Genomic DNA, 16,239 nt, shown 5'->3' on the forward strand with positions numbered 1-16,239 from the left:
GGGAGATCGGATGTCGCCATCGTTTTCGCCAATCGCCGACGTTCCAGGAAGAGGGCGGTCAACGAAACTGCCAATCTCTCCCCTTGCGGGGGAGATGTCCGGCAGGACAGAGGGGGGTATGACGGAACGCGACCTCCGGAACTACGCCCTCACAAACCCATCGCTGGCCCGCAAGAGATTGCGCGTATAGTCCTTGGTCACGCGGCGTTCGACAAGATCGTTTGCCGCGAGGTTCTCCACCGCCTCGCCGCTTTGCATCACCATCAGCCGCTCGCACATATGGGTGATGATGGCGAGGTCGTGGCTGACCATCAGGAAGGTCAGCTTGCGCCGCCGGCGGACCTCTTCCAGCAGGTTGAGCACCTCCGCCTGCACCGAGGCGTCGAGCGCCGAAGTCGGCTCGTCGAGCAGCAGGATCGACGGTTCGAGGATCAAGGCACGTGCGATCGCCACACGCTGGCGCTGACCGCCGGAGAGCTGGTGCGAGTAGCGGAAGCGAAAGCCGTTTCCTAGACCAACCTCGTCGAGTGCCCGCTGGATGCGTTTTTCGCCGTCGTCAAAGCCATGGATGGCAAGCGGCTCCTGCAGCAGCCGGTCGACGGTCTGGCGCGGGTGCAGCGAACCATACGGGTCCTGGAAGACCATCTGCACTTCGCGGTAAAACGCCTTGTCGCGGCGCGCGCCGAGCGTCTTGCCATTGACGGCGATGCTGCCCGAAGCAACGGGCGCAAGGCCGGCGATGGCCCGCAACAGCGTCGACTTGCCTGAACCGGATTCGCCGACCAGGCCGAAAGATTCGCCCGGCTGCACGTCGAGGCTGACGCCCTTCAGCGCGCGGAAACGGTCGAAGATCACTTCCAGCCTGTCGACGGCGATCGCTGCGGTCATGCCGCCCACTCCGGCTTGCGGTCGAGCACCGGCAGCGGGTGGCGGTCGGCGCCGATCTTGGGCATGCAATTGAGCAGGCCGCGCGTGTAGGGGTGCTGGGCGTGGCCGAGTTCCGAGGCCTTGAGTTGCTCGACCACCTTGCCGGCATACATGACGATGACGCGGTCGCAGAACGAGGAAACCAGGCGCAGATCGTGCGAGATGAAGATCAGCCCCATGCCGCGCTCGCTGACCAGCTTGTCGAGGATGCCGAGCACATCAAGCTGCACGGTGACATCGAGCGCCGAGGTCGGCTCATCGGCAATCATCATTTCCGGCCCGGCGATCAGCATCATGGCGATCATGGCGCGCTGGCCCATGCCGCCGGACACTTCATGCGGATGCAGGTCGAAGACGCGGGACGGATCGCGTATCTGCACCGCCTCCAGCATCGCCAGCGCGCGGTCGCGTGCCTCGGCCTTGCCGACTTTTTCATGCGTGCGCAGCGTCTCGACGATCTGGCGGCCGATGCTCATCACCGGGTCGAGTGAATATTTCGGATCCTGCAGGATCATGGCGATGCGCTTTCCGCGCAGCGCCCGGCGCTCGCGCGGCGAGACGCTGAGCAGGTCGATGCCGTCGAAAGCGAGCTTGTTAGCCGATATCCGTGCCTGCGGCGGCGTCAGGCCCATAATGGCGCGGCCGGTCTGGGATTTACCGGAGCCGGACTCGCCGACGATGCCGAGCCGTTCACGGCCGAGCGAGAAGGAGACGCCGCGCACCGCCTCGATCAGCCCGGTGCGGGTCGGGAAGGTGACGCGCAGATCATCGACGTCGAGAAGCGTCTTCGTCCCCCTACTCATTGGTCGCCGCTCCGCGGATCGAGCGCATCGCGCAGGCCATCGCCAAGCAGGTTGAAGCCGAGGCTGACGATGAGGATGGCGAAGCCCGGCGCACCGGCGACCCACCACTGGTCGAGCACGAAGCGGCGACCCGAGGCGATCATCGTGCCCCATTCCGGCAGCGGCGGTTGCGCGCCGAGGCCGAGGAAGCCGAGGCCGGCGGCGATCAGAATGATGCCGGCCATGTCGAGCGTCACCCGGATGATCAGCGAGGAGATGCAGAGCGGCATGATGTGACGCAGCACGATGCGGAAGGGCGAGGCGCCCATCAACTGTACCGCCTTGATGTAATCCGAATTGCGCACCGTCAGCGTCTCTGCCCGCGCGATACGCGCGTAAGGCGGCCACGAGGTGATGGCGATGGCGAGCACCGCGTTCTCGATGCCCGGGCCTAGTGCCGCGACAAGGGCCAGCGCCAGGACCAGCTTGGGGAAGGCGAGGAAGACGTCGGTGATGCGCATCAGGATGGCATCAGTCCAGCCGCCGGCATAGCCGGCGACGGTGCCGACCAACAGGCCGATCGGAGCGGCGATGACGGCAACAAGGATGACCACATAGAGCGTCCAGCGCGAGCCGTAGAGGATGCGCGAAAGGATGTCGCGGCCGAGATCGTCGGTGCCGAACCAATGCTCGGCGCTCGGCGCCAGCAGGCGCGACCCCTTGAGGTCGCCGAATGTCGGCGAATAGGGCGCCAGCACGCCCGCAAGGGCGGCAACAACCAGCAAGGCGATGATGATGAGCAAGCCGAGAAACGCCAGCCTATTGGCGGAAAAGCGCCGCCAAGCGACATAGGCGCGGCCGAGCCTGGCCTGGGAGCGCGATGCCGGCCGCTCGCTGAGCAGCCAGTCACGGTGAGAGAGAGGGCGGGCATCGGAGGCGGTCATGACGATGCCTCCTGGGGCTGTCGACCCCCACTCCGGTCTGCTTCGCAGACCACCTCTCCCCCGTTCGACGGGGGAGAGGAAAGGCGCCAAGCGTGCGACCGGCTTTTCCTCTCCCCCGGGCAGGGGGAGAGGTGGCCCGAAGGGCCGGAGTGGGGGTGATTGGCCGTAGCTAGGCCCGAAAGTAGGTTACCTCTGCTCATTGAACCTTGGTCCTCGGATCGAGCACGCGGTAGAGCAGATCGGAGAAAAGATTGATGCCGATGAACACCGAGCCGATAGCGATGGTGCCGCCAAGGACGGCATTCATGTCGGCGTTCTGCAGCGAATTGGTAATGTAGAGGCCGATGCCGGGCCAGGAAAACACTGTTTCGGTGAGCACGGAGCCTTCGAGCAGGTTGGCATAGGAGAGCGCAATCACGGTGACCATCGGCACGGCGGCGTTGCGCAGCGCGTGGGTCCAGATGATGCGGGTTTCCGACAGGCCCTTGGCGCGCGCCGCGACGATGTATTCCTGCGAAAGTTCGTTGAGCATGAAGGAACGCGTCATGCGGCTGATGTAGGCGAGCGAAAAATAGCCGAGCAGCGAGGCCGGCAGGACGATGTGGCGGTAGGCATCGTAGAAAACATCCCACTGGCCCTGCATCGCGGAGTCCAGGAGGTAGAAGCCGGTGATCGGCGTGAAGGTGTATTCGTAGACGACGTCGAGCCGGGCGGGGAAGGCGACCCATTGCAGCTTGGCGTAGAACAGCACCAGCGCCAGCAGGCCGAGCCAGAAGATCGGCACCGAATAGCCGATCAGGCCGATGATGCGCACGATCTGGTCGATCAGACTGCCGCGGCGGACCGCGGCGAGCACGCCGAGCGGCACGCCGATGAACGAGCCGATCAGCGTGCCCAACGTCGCCAGTTCGATGGTCGCGGGAAAGGCCCGGCGAATGTCGGTCATGACCGGATTGGTGGTCAGCACGGAGATGCCGAAATTGCCGTTCAGGGCATTTTTCACATAGATGTAGAACTGCTCGATCAATGGCAGGTCGAGGCCCATCTCGCGTCGCGTGCGCTCGACGACATTGGCCGGCGCCCGGTCGCCAAGCACCGCCAGCACCGGGTCGATCGGAATGACCCGGCCGATGAAGAAGGTGACCGCGAGCAGACCAAGATAGGTCGTGATCGCGATGACCAGGAAACGGCCAAGCGATGATGCAATAGCGACGGCGCGGGCGCTGCCACGCCCCGCCGCCACTTCTTTTTCAACCATGCTCATGCGGCGTGTCCGCGAGCACTATTCCTTGGACACCGGTCCGACGAAATTGGTGTCGAAGCTCGGGCCGAGCGCAAAGCCCTTGAGGTTCTTGCGCAGGCCGGCGACTTCCAGTTGCTGGTGGATGACGACGAAGGGGCTGGTGTCGAGGATCTTCTTCTCGAGACCCTTGTACATATCGGCGCGCTTGCCCGCATCCTTCTCGAGCAGCGCCGCTTCCGTCTCCTTGGTCAGGTCCGGAATATCCCAGGCATTGCGCCAGGCCAGCGTCTTGGACTTGGCTGCATCCGAATTGTCCGGGTTCGAGGCAAAGGTCTGGGCATTGGAATTCGGATCGAAATAATCCTGGCCCCACTGGCCGATATAGATGTCGTGGTTGCGGGCGCGGTATTTGGTCAGCGTCTGCTTGCCGTCGCCCGGGATGATCTCAAGCTTGATACCGGCCTGTCCCAGCGTCTGCTGGATCGATTCCGCCATACCGGTCGTCGGCTGGCCGGTGCGTACGTCCATGGTTACGCTGAAACCGTCCGCCAGACCGGCCTTGGCCAGCAATTCCTTGGCCTTGGCGACATCGAGCTTGAACGGATTCTCATCCAATTCGCCGAGCACGCCCTTGGGCAGGAAGGTCTGATGGATTTCGCCGATGCCCTTCAGGATGGTCGAGCTCAACGCGTCGTAGTCGACCAGATATTTGAACGCCTGGCGAACTTCCGGCTTGGCAAGGTTGGCGTTCTTCTGGTTGAGGCTGATGTAGTAGACCGTGCCCTTGGGGGCGCTGGTGGAGGTCAGATCGGCGTTCTTGGCGATGGCGTCGAGATCGTTCGGCTCGAGATTGCGGGCAACGTCGATATCGCCGGCTTCGAGCGCCAGGCGCTGGGCCGAGCTTTCCTTCATGTTGCGATAGATGACGCGGGCAAGCTTGGCTTTTTCGCCGTAGTAATTGTCGTTACGCTCGAGAACGACAGCCTCATTGGCGCGCCATTCGCGCAGCTTGAAGACGCCGGAGCCGGCATAGCCGGTCTTCAGCCAAGCATTGCCGAAATCATTATCCCATTTGTAATCGGCGCTTGGCGTGACCGCCGCGACATGTTCCTTGACCAGCTTGGCGTCGACCACCGAGGCGACCGTTGCCGACAGGCAGTTCAGCACGAAGCTCGGCGCATAGGCCTTGTCGACTGTGAACTGGAAGGTGCCGTCGTCGATCGCCTTGGCCTTTTCGGTGACGTTGTCGCCGCTGATGCCGAACTGGCCGATGATGAAGGCCGGGCTCTTGTCGAGCTTGACCGCGCGTTCGAACGACCAGGCGACGTCGGCCGCCGTGATCGGATTGCCGGAAGCGAATTTCAGGCCGGGCTTGAGCTTGAAGGTGTAGGTCAGGCCGTCGTCGGAGACGGTCCAGCTTTCGGCAAGGTCGCCCTTGACCTTGGAGGTGTCGCTGAGGTCGAGACGGACAAGCAGGTCATAGGTGTTGCCGGTGACCTCGGCGGTCGACAGCTCGAACGCCTCGCCCGGATCCATGGTGATGATGTCGTCGATGGCGAAACCTTCGACCAGCGTGTCGGCGGGCGTGACCGCACCGGCTGGCGCGCCGGCCAGAAGCAGCGCGGACATGGCTGCGCCCGCGAGCAAGATGCGGGAGCGTAGAGCAAAGTTTTCCATCATCATGGTGATTGTTCCCTGTTTTGTTGTTTGTTGACCTGAGTTCCCGGCTCAGGGCTGCGGAATTCTTTTCGGGCCTGGAGACGGCCCTTCTGATCTCTTACCGTTGCGGTTTTTGTCCAGTTGGTCAACACCATATCCGGCAGTCTCGTGGCGGGCAACGAGCATTTGCACGACGGCTCATTGGGCCAGAAAGACCGGCGGGGGTGTCGACGCACAGGCCAGCCAATCGAGGCTGCCAGTTGAGAAAAACCTGCTGACTCGGAGCTATTTCAGCGCTGCGACCAGGCCGGCATCAGGAAAGCAAGTGGCGGCGCGGCCATTCTTGGCTTGCCATGTGCCGATCGAGCGGCGGGTCTTGAAGCCGGGCAGGCCGTCGGCGCTGCCGACATCGTAACCCTTGGCTTCCAGCGCCCGCTGCAGGGCGGCGATGTCCGAACGGTGCAGCCCGCCGACCGCGCCCCAGCTTCCGGCAAAATTCGCGTCGCCACGGGCGATGCGATCGGCGCCATGGCCGATGAACAGCGCGTAGAGGTCGCTGGTGTTGTATTCCTTCAGCACGTAGAAATTGGGCGTGGCGATGAAGGCCGGGCCGCTGCGCCCTGCCGGCATCAGCAGGAAGCCTTCGGCCTTCAGCTCACTCGCCGGAAACGGTTTGCCGCCAACACGGCTAATGCCCATTGCCGCCCATTCGGAGATTTTCTTGCCCTGGTCCGGGCCTTCCAGCGAACAGGAAACGCTTTCCGGCACCGTCACCTCGAATCCCCAGCCACGGCCTCTCACCCAGCCATAATGGACGAGATAGTTGGCGATCGAGGCCAGCACGTCCGGCGTCGAGTTCCAGATGTCGACGCGGCCGTCGCCGTCGAAATCCACGGCATGTTTCAGGAACGACGTCGGCATGAATTGCGGCTGGCCGAGCGCACCGGCCCAGGACGATTTCATCGCGCCGACGGGGGCGAGCCCACGCTCGACGATTTCCAGTGCGGCCAAAAGCTCGGTGCGAAAGAAATCCTTCTTGGTCGACATGAACGCCTTGGTGCCCAGCACCTCGAAGGCGTCGTAGGGCATCTTGGCCGCGCCAAAGCCAGTCTCGCGGCCCCAGATCGCCAGCAGCACTTCGCCCGGCACGCCATAGCGCTTTTCGATGGCTGCAAGTGTCCTGGCATTGGTGGCTTCCCGCGCCCGTCCGCCTGCCGTCACCGCGCGAACCGTCTTCTCGGCGAAATAGGCGCCGGGCGAGCCGAATTCGGCCTGATGCTGCTTCTGCGGCGTGATCGCCTTCTCGCCCGGCTTGACCAGGTCGGGCAGCTTCAGATTGGGCTTGATGGCGTCGAAGGCGGCATCGAAGGTGTTTTTGGAAATGCCTTTCGCGTTGGCTTGCGGCCATAGGTCGTTCTGCAGCCAGGTGCGGAACTGATCGTCGATGTTTGACGCGGAGGCGGGGGTGATGAGGAAAACGGCGAGGAGAGCTACAAGAAGGGAAAGCAGAGCCAATCTCAGAGGCTTGCGTTCCGTCACCAGCCTTGATGGACGCGCAAAAATCATGATCCGCATCCCCGCCAACTTTGTCAAAACGCCGTCCGCGAGCGCAGCGCCGCGGCCAACGTGCCTTCGTCGAGATAGTCGAGCTCGCCGCCAACCGGCACGCCATGCGCCAGCCGTGTCACCTTGATGTCGAAACCAGACAGCTGGTCGGTGAGGTAGTGCGCGGTGGTCTGGCCCTCCACCGTGGCGTTGACGGCGAGGATGATCTCCTTGACCTCGCCACCGGCGACACGGTCGACCAGCGAGCGCATGTTGAGCTGGTCGGGGCCGATGCCGTCGAGCGGCGACAGCGTGCCGCCGAGCACGTGGTAGCACACATTCATCGCCGCCGCCCGCTCCAGCGCCCACAGGTCGGAGACGTCCTCGACGACGATGATGGTGCCGGCGTCGCGGCGCGGATCAGTGCAGATCATGCAAGGGTCCGACGTATCGACATTGCCGCAGGTCGAGCAGATGCGCACCTTGTCGGCCGCCTCGGCCATGGCGGCGGCGAGCGGCGACAAAAGCTGCTCCTTCTTCTTGATCAGATGGAGTGCCGCACGCCTGGCCGAACGGGGACCAAGCCCCGGCACCTTGGCCAGGAGCTGGATCAGGCGTTCGATCTCGGGACCGGCGATTCGCTTGGACATCGCACTGATCTAGGATTTTTCAGAGCGCTTTGGAACATCCCGCATCCGCATGACCCGCCATATTGGCCTTGGCGGATCCATAGGGCGAGCCACGGCGTGGAGATCAGTTGGTTTCGAGCGGCCGGCCCTGACTGACAATCATCGCACCGATGGCGTCGGTGTTTTCGGGCGTCGACTGGAATCCCATCGACGCCTCTTGCGGCGCGTCCTGAACCGAGGAGATGACCCTTGTGTTCAAGGTTCCGCCAAAACGGGCGGCATCCGGTTCCTCCATCGGCTCCTGCATCGCCACCACCGTCGGCTCCGCCGAAACACGCGCTGATTTTGCGGTCGGCGCCGCTGCCGCGGTCACATAGGTCTGTTCGGCGGGAGCGGATCGACCGGTTGCCGGCTTGGCCGGACGTGCCGGCTCGGCGGAAGCGACCATTATCACCGGCGCGGCCGGCTTCTGGGGCGCCGCCGAGGCAATGGCGACCTGCGGCTCATCCGGCAACGGCTGCCAGTTGCGGCCGCGCTTCTCATAGAAGGCATTGCCGCCGGCAACCATGGTGTAGTGCATGTTCTTGTATGGGAAGCGTAAGCCGGCGGTATGGAAATACATCGTGTTCTTGAGCTTGGCCTTGCGCTCGCCCTTGAGCACCGCGTCGGCAGCTTCTTCGACATCGGGCATTGCGCGTGAATTCATCGGCCTGGTCATGACGCCAGGCGCAAACTGTCCGCGCTCGCCCACCACCTCGCAGATGGTGCTGCCGTGGTTGCCGGAACGCAGCCGGTTCATCACCACGGTGCCGACCGCGATCATGCCGTCGCGGCTCGAGCGGTTGGACTCAAAGAACATTGCCCGCTCCAGGCATTCCTTGTCCTTCGGCGTGTGGCTGTAAGCCCGGGAGCTAAGGAAACTCGGCGTGATGGCGTCGGTCAGGCTGGCGACGGACATGCCGTGTGAAGCGGTCTGGCTGCAGGCAGCCAAAAACAAGGGTGAAATGACGGCGCCGAGCAACAGCGGCGTCTTCCATCGCGTGGCAATCAACAGGTAACCCTCTCACTTCCATGCCCGCCCCCAGGCTGCGGCAAGAATGAGACACTTTCCGGCAAAAAGATGGCCAAAACGTTATTAATGAGGCACTGTTGCCAAATTGGCACGGTTGCATGGCTTTATGCGGGCTAGCGCCCAGCTGCAATCGCGGCCGGCTGGCTAGGTTCAGCCTCTTCGACTTTCTCCGAAAACAGGCCGCGCCGAAGAAACAGCGTCCGCGCGTCCCTGGCCGTCGGCGCGATCTTTCCCGGCCAGTCGCTGTCGATGAACTCGGCCTTGGTGAAGTCCGGATTTGTCTCGCAGGCCGCCTCCAGGAATTCAGCGATCTCCAGCACGATCGCGCGCTCGTCCTTCGAAAGCGCCGATGTGCCGGCTTCGATCGACGGCCGATGGACGAAATCCTCGAACAGATTGAAGTACCCCTTGATGCCGACCAGATCGACGCCGTCGTCGCAATCGGCCAGGATTTCCAGGATCTCGTAGATCCTGTTGCGGATGCGTTGCTCGATCAATCTTTCGGAGGGCTCTTCGGTCATGGCCGCACCGAAGGCTAGAAGGGCAGTTTCATTCCCGGCGGGATTGGCAGGCCGGCGGTCAATGCCTTGGTCTTTTCCTGCATGATCTGCTCGACCTTTGTCTTGGCGTCGTTGTGGGCGGCCAGCACGAGGTCTTCCAGGATCTCGACATCGTCCTCCTTGAACAAGGACGGATCGATCTTCAGCGACTTCATCTCGAATTTTCCGGTCAGCGTCACATTGACCAGGCCGCCGCCGGCCTGGCCGGACGCTTCCAGCGTGGCGATCTCGTCCTGCATGGCCTGGAACTTGGCCTGCATTTCTTTCGCCTTGCCCATCAAGCCGAGAAGATCTTTCATGGTCTGGTCCTTTGCGGATTCGTGGCTATGGTCAGGTTTCGTCGTCGTCCGCCGGCGGCTCGACAGGCACTTCGGCCTCGGGCGTTTCGGCTTCCGGCGCGTCTGGAATGCGCACGTCGATGATCTTGGCGCCGGGAAAGCGGGCCAGGATGGCGGCCACGGTCGGGTCGCTCTTGGCATCGAGGAAAGCGGTCTCGCGCTTGGCCGATTCCATTTCGGCGAGCGTCTGGCCACCCTCTTCCTTCGACAGCGAGACCAGCCAGCTGCGGCCGGTCCAGGCACGCAACTTCGTCGTCAGGTCGTTGAGCAGCATCTTGGGCGCATCGCTGGTCAGGCCGACGTCGATACGGCCGGGCTCGATACGCACCAGACGGATGCAGCTCTTGATTTGAACCTTGAAGGCGATGTCACGCTGCGCGTCGGCCAGGGCAATGATGTCGGCCAGCGATTTCAGCGGCACCGATTGCGCCTCCACGACCGGTTCCGGCGGCGCGACGAAGGCAACGGGGGCAGGCGTGGCCTCGACCAGCCGCATGGTCTGTGCGCCGCCCGGCCCGGAAGGCATGCGCGTCTGCGCCACCGCGCTGGCGCCACCGCCATTGCTGGAACTTGCAGGCGCACCATTCGGGCGCGGCGCGCCATTTTGCACCGGCGCTGTGCCCTCGAGCGATCTCAACGCCTCGTCCAGCGTCGGCAGGTCGGCGGCGTGCGCCAGCCGGATCAGCACCATTTCGGCGGCACTCACCGGCCGGTTGGAGGACTGCACCTCGGGAATGCCCTTGAGCAGCATCTGCCACGTCCGCGACAGCACCCTGACCGACAGCGTCCTGGCGAAATCCGCGCCGCGCTGCCGTTCGTCCTCGGACAGCGAGGCATCCTCGATGGCCGTCGGCACGAAACGCAGTCGGGTGACGAGATGGTTGAATTCGGCAAGATCGGTCAGCACGGCGGCCGGATCGGCGCCGGTGTCGTATTGCGCGCGGAACTCGCCAAGGGCGGCCGCCACATCGCCCTTCATGACATGTTCGAACAGGTCGACGATGCGGGCGCGGTCGGCAAGCCCCAGCATAGCCCGAACGGCATCGGCGCTGACCGAGCCGGCGCCATGGGCAATCGCCTGATCGAGGATGGAGAGTGAATCACGGGCCGAGCCTTCGGCCGCGCGCGCGATCATCGCCAGCGCGTCGTCGTCGACCGAAATGCCTTCCTTTGCCGATATCGACGACAGATGCGCGACGAGCGCGCCGGCGTCGATGCGCCTCAGATCGAAACGCTGGCAGCGCGACAGGACGGTGATTGGAACCTTGCGGATTTCGGTGGTGGCGAAGATGAATTTGACGTGCGGCGGCGGCTCTTCCAGCGTCTTCAGCAGACCGTTGAAGGCCTGCGTCGACAGCATGTGCACTTCGTCGATGATGTAGACCTTGTAGCGGGCCGAGACCGGCGCATAGCGCACGCGCTCGATGATGTCCCTGATGTCGTCGATGCCGGTGTGCGAGGCGGCATCCATCTCGATGACGTCGACATGGCGGCCTTCCATGATCGCCTGGCAATGCTCGCCGAGCACCGCAAGGTCGACCGAAGGCTGGTCAATGGTCGGAGTTTTATAGTTCAGGGCGCGCGCGAGTATGCGCGCTGTCGTGGTCTTGCCGACGCCGCGCACTCCAGTCAGCATCCAGGCCTGGGCGATGCGGCCGGTGGCAAAGGCATTGGTAAGGGTGCGCACCATCGGCTGCTGGCCGACCAGCTCGGAGAAGTTCGAGGGACGGTACTTGCGCGCCAGCACGCGATAGGCGGCGGCCTTGCCTATCTCCAGGCTTTTTGGTCCCGAATTTCCGGCTTCGCTCATTCGCCCGTAAAGCTCCAAATGACCGCGCCCGAAGGCGGCCGATTCCTGCGCATAGTCTCGCCCGCGCTGCAATGCGTCGTCAATGTCGCGAGAGGGGCCGATGAGGTGGGAGGCTGGAACAATGACCCGTTCCGGGCTCGTTGGGGCTGCTTCCTTCCGGACCTGACCCGGTTGGCGAGTGGATCGTCCACCACCAACCTCCCACTTTCCATATCGGCAATTGCGCGACGAAATGCAAGTGCGCCGACGAAATCGCAAAAATATGGAATTGGCGCACCAAACCGTGAGGAGCGCAATGATTCGCTTGCAGCCCTCTTGCCGCCGCTCTAGCGTTCTGCGTTTGAAGAAACCAAGAAAAGCGAGGGAAACGCCGATGATGCCGGGCCTGAAGGCCGGATTCACGCTGGATGCTCGCCTCGAGGCGGACAGCGAGCAGGTGATGTGGCTTGGGCTGTGCGAACTACGCGTGATGAACGACCGTCGCTGGCCATGGCTGCTCCTGGTGCCGCAGCGGCCGGGAGCGGAGGAAATCCACGATATGACGCCGCTCGACCAGGCGATGCTGACCTTCGAGACCAATATGGTGGCACAGGCGCTGAAGAAGGCGACAGGCTGCACCAAGATCAACACCGGCGCGCTCGGCAACATCGTGCGCCAGCTGCACATCCATATCGTTGCGCGTTCGGAAGGCGATCCCGGCTGGCCAGGCCCGGTGTGGGGATACGGCCTGCGTGAGCCCTATCAACGTTCCGACCTGCGGCGGTTTGCCGAAACGATCAAGGCGGCGTTATAAGCGTTCCCCGTGTCCATCCCGCAACGTACCCAGAGTCCCCATGAGCTTCCGCCTGTTTGACGCGCCCTTGCGCGAGCCGAGCCAGTTCGTCGGTTTTGCCGGCAACACGATCGACCGACAATCCGAGAACCGCGCCGACGATTCAGTGGACAAGGCGCTCGCCGACCCAGCGACGCGGCTGCTGCTGATGCATGGCGGCAGGCTCTATCTGAAGCTCGGGGATGGCGGCGCTCTCGACCCTTGGTTCGGTGCGATCGAGAGCGAGCCCTTCAAGGTTTCCCTGGCGCAAGGCATCTTGCTCGGTTTTTCCGAGCAAGGGCCGGTGCTTGCCGTGCCCGCCGGCGTCGATCCGGAACAGCTTCCGGAAATCATCAAGGCCATCGACTATCGCTCGGTCTACATGCAAGGACTGATCGACGAAGGGGCGGCCGGCGCGATGGCGCAAGGGGCGGCCCTGCTTGCCTGGCATGCCAGCCATCGTTTCTGCAGCAAATGCGGTACCGAATCGCAGATGCGGGCCGGCGGCTACAAGCGTCATTGCCCGAATTGCGGCACCGAGCATTTTCCGCGCACCGATCCGGTGGCGATCATGCTGACGGCGACGCGGGAGAAGTGCCTGCTCGGGCGTGGCCGGCATTTCGCGCCGGGCATGTACTCGGCCCTTGCCGGATTCATCGAGCCGGGCGAGACGATCGAAGCGGCGGTGCGCCGCGAGACGCTGGAGGAGGCCGGCATCAGGCTTGGCCGCGTCGTCTACCATGCCAGCCAGCCCTGGCCGTTTCCCTATTCGCTGATGATCGGCTGTTTTGGCGAGCCGCTCAACGACGATATCCAGGCCGACTTCAACGAGCTGGAAGACTGCCGCTGGTTCTTTCGCGACGAGGTGCGCCTGATGCTGGAAAGGACGCACAAGGACAATCTGGTCACGCCGCCGAAAGGCGCCATCGCGCATCACCTCATCCGCGCCTGGGTCGACTCGGAATGATGGCCGCGATTATTCAAAGACATTGCAGGAGCAGCACATGATCCGTCACACCGTCGTCTTCACGCTGAAGCATCCGCCGCACTCGCTGGAGGAAAGGAGGTTCCTGGTTGACGCCAAGAAAATCCTCACCGCGATCAGGGGCGTCACGCATTTCGAGCAATTGCGGCAGATCAGCCCCAAGAACGATTATCACTTCGGCTTCTCGATGGAGTTCGCCGACCAGGCGGCTTACACGAGATACAACGACCATCCCGACCATGTCGCCTTCGTGCGCGACCGCTGGGTGCCGGAGGTCGAGACCTTCATGGAGATCGACTATGTGCCGCTGGGCGCGGTGATTTAGTCCGCCACCTTCCACTGCTCACGCGACTCGCTCGCCGGATAGACGCCGAGGATCCGCACTTCGCGCGAGAAGAAGCGGAGCTCGTCCAGCGCCAGCTTGACCAGCGGATCGTCGGGATGGCCCTCGATGTCGGCATAAAACAGCGTCGCGGTGAAAGCCCCTAACTGGTAGCTCTCCAGCTTGGTCATGTTGATGCCGTTGGTGGCGAACCCGCCCATCGCCTTGTAGAGCGCGGCCGGCACGTTGCGGACGCGGAAGATGAAGGTCGTCATCATCTTGACGTCAGGCGACGGGCGTTCGGCCCATTGCTTGTTCTTGGTCAGGACGACAAAGCGGGTGACGTTGGAGTCGGTGTCCTCGACATTTTGCTCGATGATATCCAGCCCATAGAGCGCCGCCGCCAGCGCCGGCGACAGCGCCGCCATGGTGCGGTCCTTGACCTCGGAGACCATCTTGGCGGCACCGGCCGTGTCGCCGGCGACGATCGCCTTCCAGCCATTCTTGCGGATGTATTTGCGACATTGGCCAAGCGCGTGGATATGGCTGTGCACGGTCTTGATTTCGTCGCGTTTGACGCCGGGCAGCACCATCAGCTGGAAATGGATCGGCAGGAAATATTCGCCGATAATGTGCAGCTTCGATTCCGGCAACAGATGATGGATATCGGCGACGCGACCGGCAATCGTGTTCTCGATCGGGATCATGGCGAGGTCGGCCTTGCCGGTCTCGACCGCGTTGAACGCGTCCTCGAAGGTCGGGCACGGCAACGGCTCCATCGAAGGGTAGACGTTGCGCGAGGCGGTGTCGGAATTGGCGCCCGGCTCGCCCTGGAAGGATATTCTGTTGGTCTTTTCAGGCATGCCAGTTCTCGATTCTAGAGGCTCTGTTCGAAGGAATCTTAGTTTGAAAGGATGGTTCTGGCGCGTTCCAGATCTTCCGGCGTGTCGACGCCGAGCGGCAGCGACTGGACGATCTCCGCGTCGATGCGCATGCCGGCTTCCAGCGCCCGCAGTTGTTCCAGTCGCTCGCGGCGTTCCAGTGGCGACGGCTTCAGCGCGACGAAGCGCTCCAACGCGGCGCGGCGGTAAGCATAGAGGCCGACATGATGATAGAGCGGCCCCTCGCCCCAGGGTGCCGTGGCACGGGTGAAATAGAGCGCCCTCAGCCTGGTGCCGGAGAGTGGCGAACCGACGATCTTGACGACGTTGGGATTGGTCTTTTCCTCGTCGCGGACGATCTCGACACCGAGCGTGGCGATGTCCACCGCGCCGTCCTCGAACGGCCTGAGCGACGCGGCGATGATCCCGGGGTCGATGGTCGGCAGGTCGCCCTGCACATTGACGATGGTTTCGACCTTGCGCTCGGGATCGAGCGCGACCAGCGCCTCGTGGATGCGGTCGGAGCCGGATTCGTGATCCGTGCGCGTCATCACGGCCTCGAAACCATGCGCGCGCACCGCTTCCGCCACGCTTTGCGTGTCGGTCGCCACGACCACCCGGCCGAGGCCCGCCTCGGCGGCGCGGCGGGCGACATGAACGATCATCGGGGCGCCGGCGATGTCGGCCAGCGGCTTGCCCGGCAGGCGGGTCGAAGCCATGCGGGCCGGGATCAGGATCAGCGTGGACATCTCGGGTGCAAGGCGTCTCAAAAAGAGGACAGGGAAAGTGGCAAAAGGTCTCACTGGAAGCGCCCTTATAGGTGTTGCAACGCCGCAGCAAAAGACCTAGTTTCCGCCCGATTTGACCGCCCTGGCAGGGCTGGCCACGATACCGACGGACGGAGTGGACGGTTCTGTCCGCCGGAAAAGGGAGCAAGGGGCGTATGGATTCCACCGAAGTCAACAAGTTGCTCGCCGCATTGCTCGGAACCGTTTTCGTCGTCTTCTCGGTCGGCATTGTGTCCGATGCGCTGTTTGCCTCGCCGGCGCCGGAAAAGCCCGGTTTCGCCATCGAGGCCGCCGAGCCAGCCGAAGGCGGCCCGGCCGCGCCTGCCGCCGAAGCCAAGCCGATCGCCGATCTGCTGGCGACCGCCAATGTCGAGCAGGGTGCGGCGGTCTTCAAGAAGTGCCAGGCCTGCCATTCCGGCGAAAAGGGCGGCCCCAACAAGGTCGGCCCCGATCTGTGGGACCTCATCGACCGCCCCGTGGCCGAGCATGAAGGCTTTGCCTATTCGGCCGGCATGAAGGAATTCTCCAAGGGCGGCGCCGAGAAGTGGACCTACGACAACATCAACCACTTCATCACCTCGCCGAAGAAATTCGTAAAAGGCACCGCCATGGGCTTCGCCGGCCTGCCCAAGGACGAAGACCGCGCCAACGTCATCGCCTATCTGCGCACGCTGTCGGACAATCCCAAGCCATTGCCGGCGCCGGGTGCGGCCGCCGACGCGACCGCGCCCGCCAAGCCGGCCGATGCAGCCGCTCCGGCCAAGCCTGCTGAAGGCGCCGCCAAGCCAGCCGCTCCCGCCGCCCCAACTCCGGCCGCACCGGCCAAATAAACAAATTGTCACCTCAACGATCTTGAAAAAGCCGGGTTCAGCCCGGCTTTTTTGTTGGGAAAACCGCACAGGCGGCGACAAAGCCGCGCATGCCGGTTTTCACGAGCGCCAAA

Annotated in this window: 17 protein-coding genes and 1 other RNA gene; 4 read left to right on the top strand and 14 right to left on the bottom strand. The window is 63.4% G+C overall.

The genetic code is table 11. The annotated features are described in order from the left end of the window. Positions 1-141: 141 nt before the first annotated feature. From ACSQ3L_RS00255 to ffs, 12 genes are all read right to left on the bottom strand, one after another. Entirely contained in the window at positions 142-888 is a 747-nt protein-coding gene (locus tag ACSQ3L_RS00255; protein WP_436158106.1) for an ABC transporter ATP-binding protein, read from the bottom strand. After that, positions 885-1,730: an ABC transporter ATP-binding protein gene (locus tag ACSQ3L_RS00260; RefSeq protein ID WP_436158107.1), complete on the bottom strand. Its 846-nt coding sequence runs from the start codon at positions 1,728-1,730 to the stop codon at positions 885-887. Before ACSQ3L_RS00260 ends, ACSQ3L_RS00255 begins: the two co-directional genes overlap by 4 nt. Next, a complete protein-coding gene (nikC, locus tag ACSQ3L_RS00265; RefSeq protein WP_436158108.1) occupies positions 1,727-2,653 on the bottom strand; it encodes a nickel transporter permease in 927 nt (308 codons plus the stop codon). The genes ACSQ3L_RS00260 and nikC overlap by 4 nt, the downstream gene beginning before the upstream one ends. A 196-nt stretch (positions 2,654-2,849) precedes the next feature. Next, positions 2,850-3,917: an ABC transporter permease gene (locus ACSQ3L_RS00270; protein WP_436158109.1), complete on the bottom strand. Its 1,068-nt coding sequence runs from the start codon at positions 3,915-3,917 to the stop codon at positions 2,850-2,852. Between the two features lie 18 nt (positions 3,918-3,935). Next, positions 3,936-5,579, bottom strand: a complete 1,644-nt coding sequence (locus ACSQ3L_RS00275) for an ABC transporter substrate-binding protein (protein WP_436158110.1) — start codon at positions 5,577-5,579, stop codon at positions 3,936-3,938. Positions 5,580-5,840: 261 nt separating this feature from the next. Then, on the bottom strand, positions 5,841-7,121 hold the full coding sequence (locus tag ACSQ3L_RS00280) for a lytic murein transglycosylase (RefSeq protein WP_436158111.1): 1,281 nt from the start codon (positions 7,119-7,121) through the stop codon (positions 5,841-5,843). Between the two features lie 23 nt (positions 7,122-7,144). Further along, positions 7,145-7,750, bottom strand: a complete 606-nt coding sequence (gene recR, locus ACSQ3L_RS00285; RefSeq protein ID WP_436158112.1) for a recombination mediator RecR — start codon at positions 7,748-7,750, stop codon at positions 7,145-7,147. A gap of 103 nt (positions 7,751-7,853) precedes the next feature. Next, on the bottom strand, positions 7,854-8,780 hold the full coding sequence (locus tag ACSQ3L_RS00290) for a cell wall hydrolase (protein WP_436158113.1): 927 nt from the start codon (positions 8,778-8,780) through the stop codon (positions 7,854-7,856). A 134-nt stretch (positions 8,781-8,914) separates the two neighbouring features. Then, positions 8,915-9,322, bottom strand: coding sequence for a hypothetical protein (locus ACSQ3L_RS00295; RefSeq protein WP_436158114.1), 408 nt, complete (start codon positions 9,320-9,322; stop codon positions 8,915-8,917). A 14-nt stretch (positions 9,323-9,336) separates the two neighbouring features. After that, on the bottom strand, positions 9,337-9,660 hold the full coding sequence (locus ACSQ3L_RS00300) for a YbaB/EbfC family nucleoid-associated protein (protein ID WP_013527931.1): 324 nt from the start codon (positions 9,658-9,660) through the stop codon (positions 9,337-9,339). 31 nt (positions 9,661-9,691) lie between these two features. Further along, positions 9,692-11,509 carry a DNA polymerase III subunit gamma/tau gene (locus ACSQ3L_RS00305; RefSeq protein WP_436158115.1) on the bottom strand — a complete coding sequence of 606 codons (1,818 nt, stop codon included), beginning with the start codon at positions 11,507-11,509 and terminating at the stop codon, positions 9,692-9,694. A gap of 105 nt (positions 11,510-11,614) precedes the next feature. Further along, an RNA gene (gene ffs, locus ACSQ3L_RS00310) (signal recognition particle sRNA small type) lies at positions 11,615-11,711 on the bottom strand. A gap of 171 nt (positions 11,712-11,882) precedes the next feature. Here ffs and ACSQ3L_RS00315 point away from each other — a divergent pair. Genes ACSQ3L_RS00315 through ACSQ3L_RS00325 form a run of 3 tightly spaced genes read left to right on the top strand, consistent with a single transcriptional unit; the run spans position 11,883 to position 13,630 of the window. Next, positions 11,883-12,302: an HIT domain-containing protein gene (locus ACSQ3L_RS00315; protein ID WP_436158116.1), complete on the top strand. Its 420-nt coding sequence runs from the start codon at positions 11,883-11,885 to the stop codon at positions 12,300-12,302. 40 nt (positions 12,303-12,342) lie between these two features. After that, a complete protein-coding gene (gene nudC / locus ACSQ3L_RS00320; protein ID WP_436158117.1) occupies positions 12,343-13,287 on the top strand; it encodes an NAD(+) diphosphatase in 945 nt (314 codons plus the stop codon). Between the two features lie 37 nt (positions 13,288-13,324). Next, on the top strand, positions 13,325-13,630 hold the full coding sequence (locus ACSQ3L_RS00325; RefSeq protein ID WP_352604110.1) for a Dabb family protein: 306 nt from the start codon (positions 13,325-13,327) through the stop codon (positions 13,628-13,630). Here the strand turns inward: ACSQ3L_RS00325 and ACSQ3L_RS00330 are convergent. Both ACSQ3L_RS00330 and ACSQ3L_RS00335 read right to left on the bottom strand, forming a co-directional pair. Further along, entirely contained in the window at positions 13,627-14,490 is an 864-nt protein-coding gene (locus tag ACSQ3L_RS00330) for a prephenate dehydratase (protein ID WP_436158118.1), read from the bottom strand. The genes ACSQ3L_RS00325 and ACSQ3L_RS00330 overlap by 4 nt on opposite strands. 38 nt (positions 14,491-14,528) lie before the next feature. After that, positions 14,529-15,257 (bottom strand): 3-deoxy-manno-octulosonate cytidylyltransferase, encoded by a 729-nt coding sequence (locus ACSQ3L_RS00335; RefSeq protein WP_436158119.1) that lies wholly within the window; start codon positions 15,255-15,257, stop codon positions 14,529-14,531. A gap of 194 nt (positions 15,258-15,451) precedes the next feature. On the opposite strand from ACSQ3L_RS00335, the gene ACSQ3L_RS00340 reads away from it, so the two are divergent. After that, positions 15,452-16,126 (top strand): c-type cytochrome, encoded by a 675-nt coding sequence (locus ACSQ3L_RS00340; RefSeq protein WP_436158120.1) that lies wholly within the window; start codon positions 15,452-15,454, stop codon positions 16,124-16,126. Positions 16,127-16,239 lie beyond the last annotated feature (113 nt).

Origin of the sequence: Mesorhizobium sp. LjRoot246, from assembly GCF_964254115.1 — a bacterium.
Lineage (GTDB): Bacteria > Pseudomonadota > Alphaproteobacteria > Rhizobiales > Rhizobiaceae > Mesorhizobium.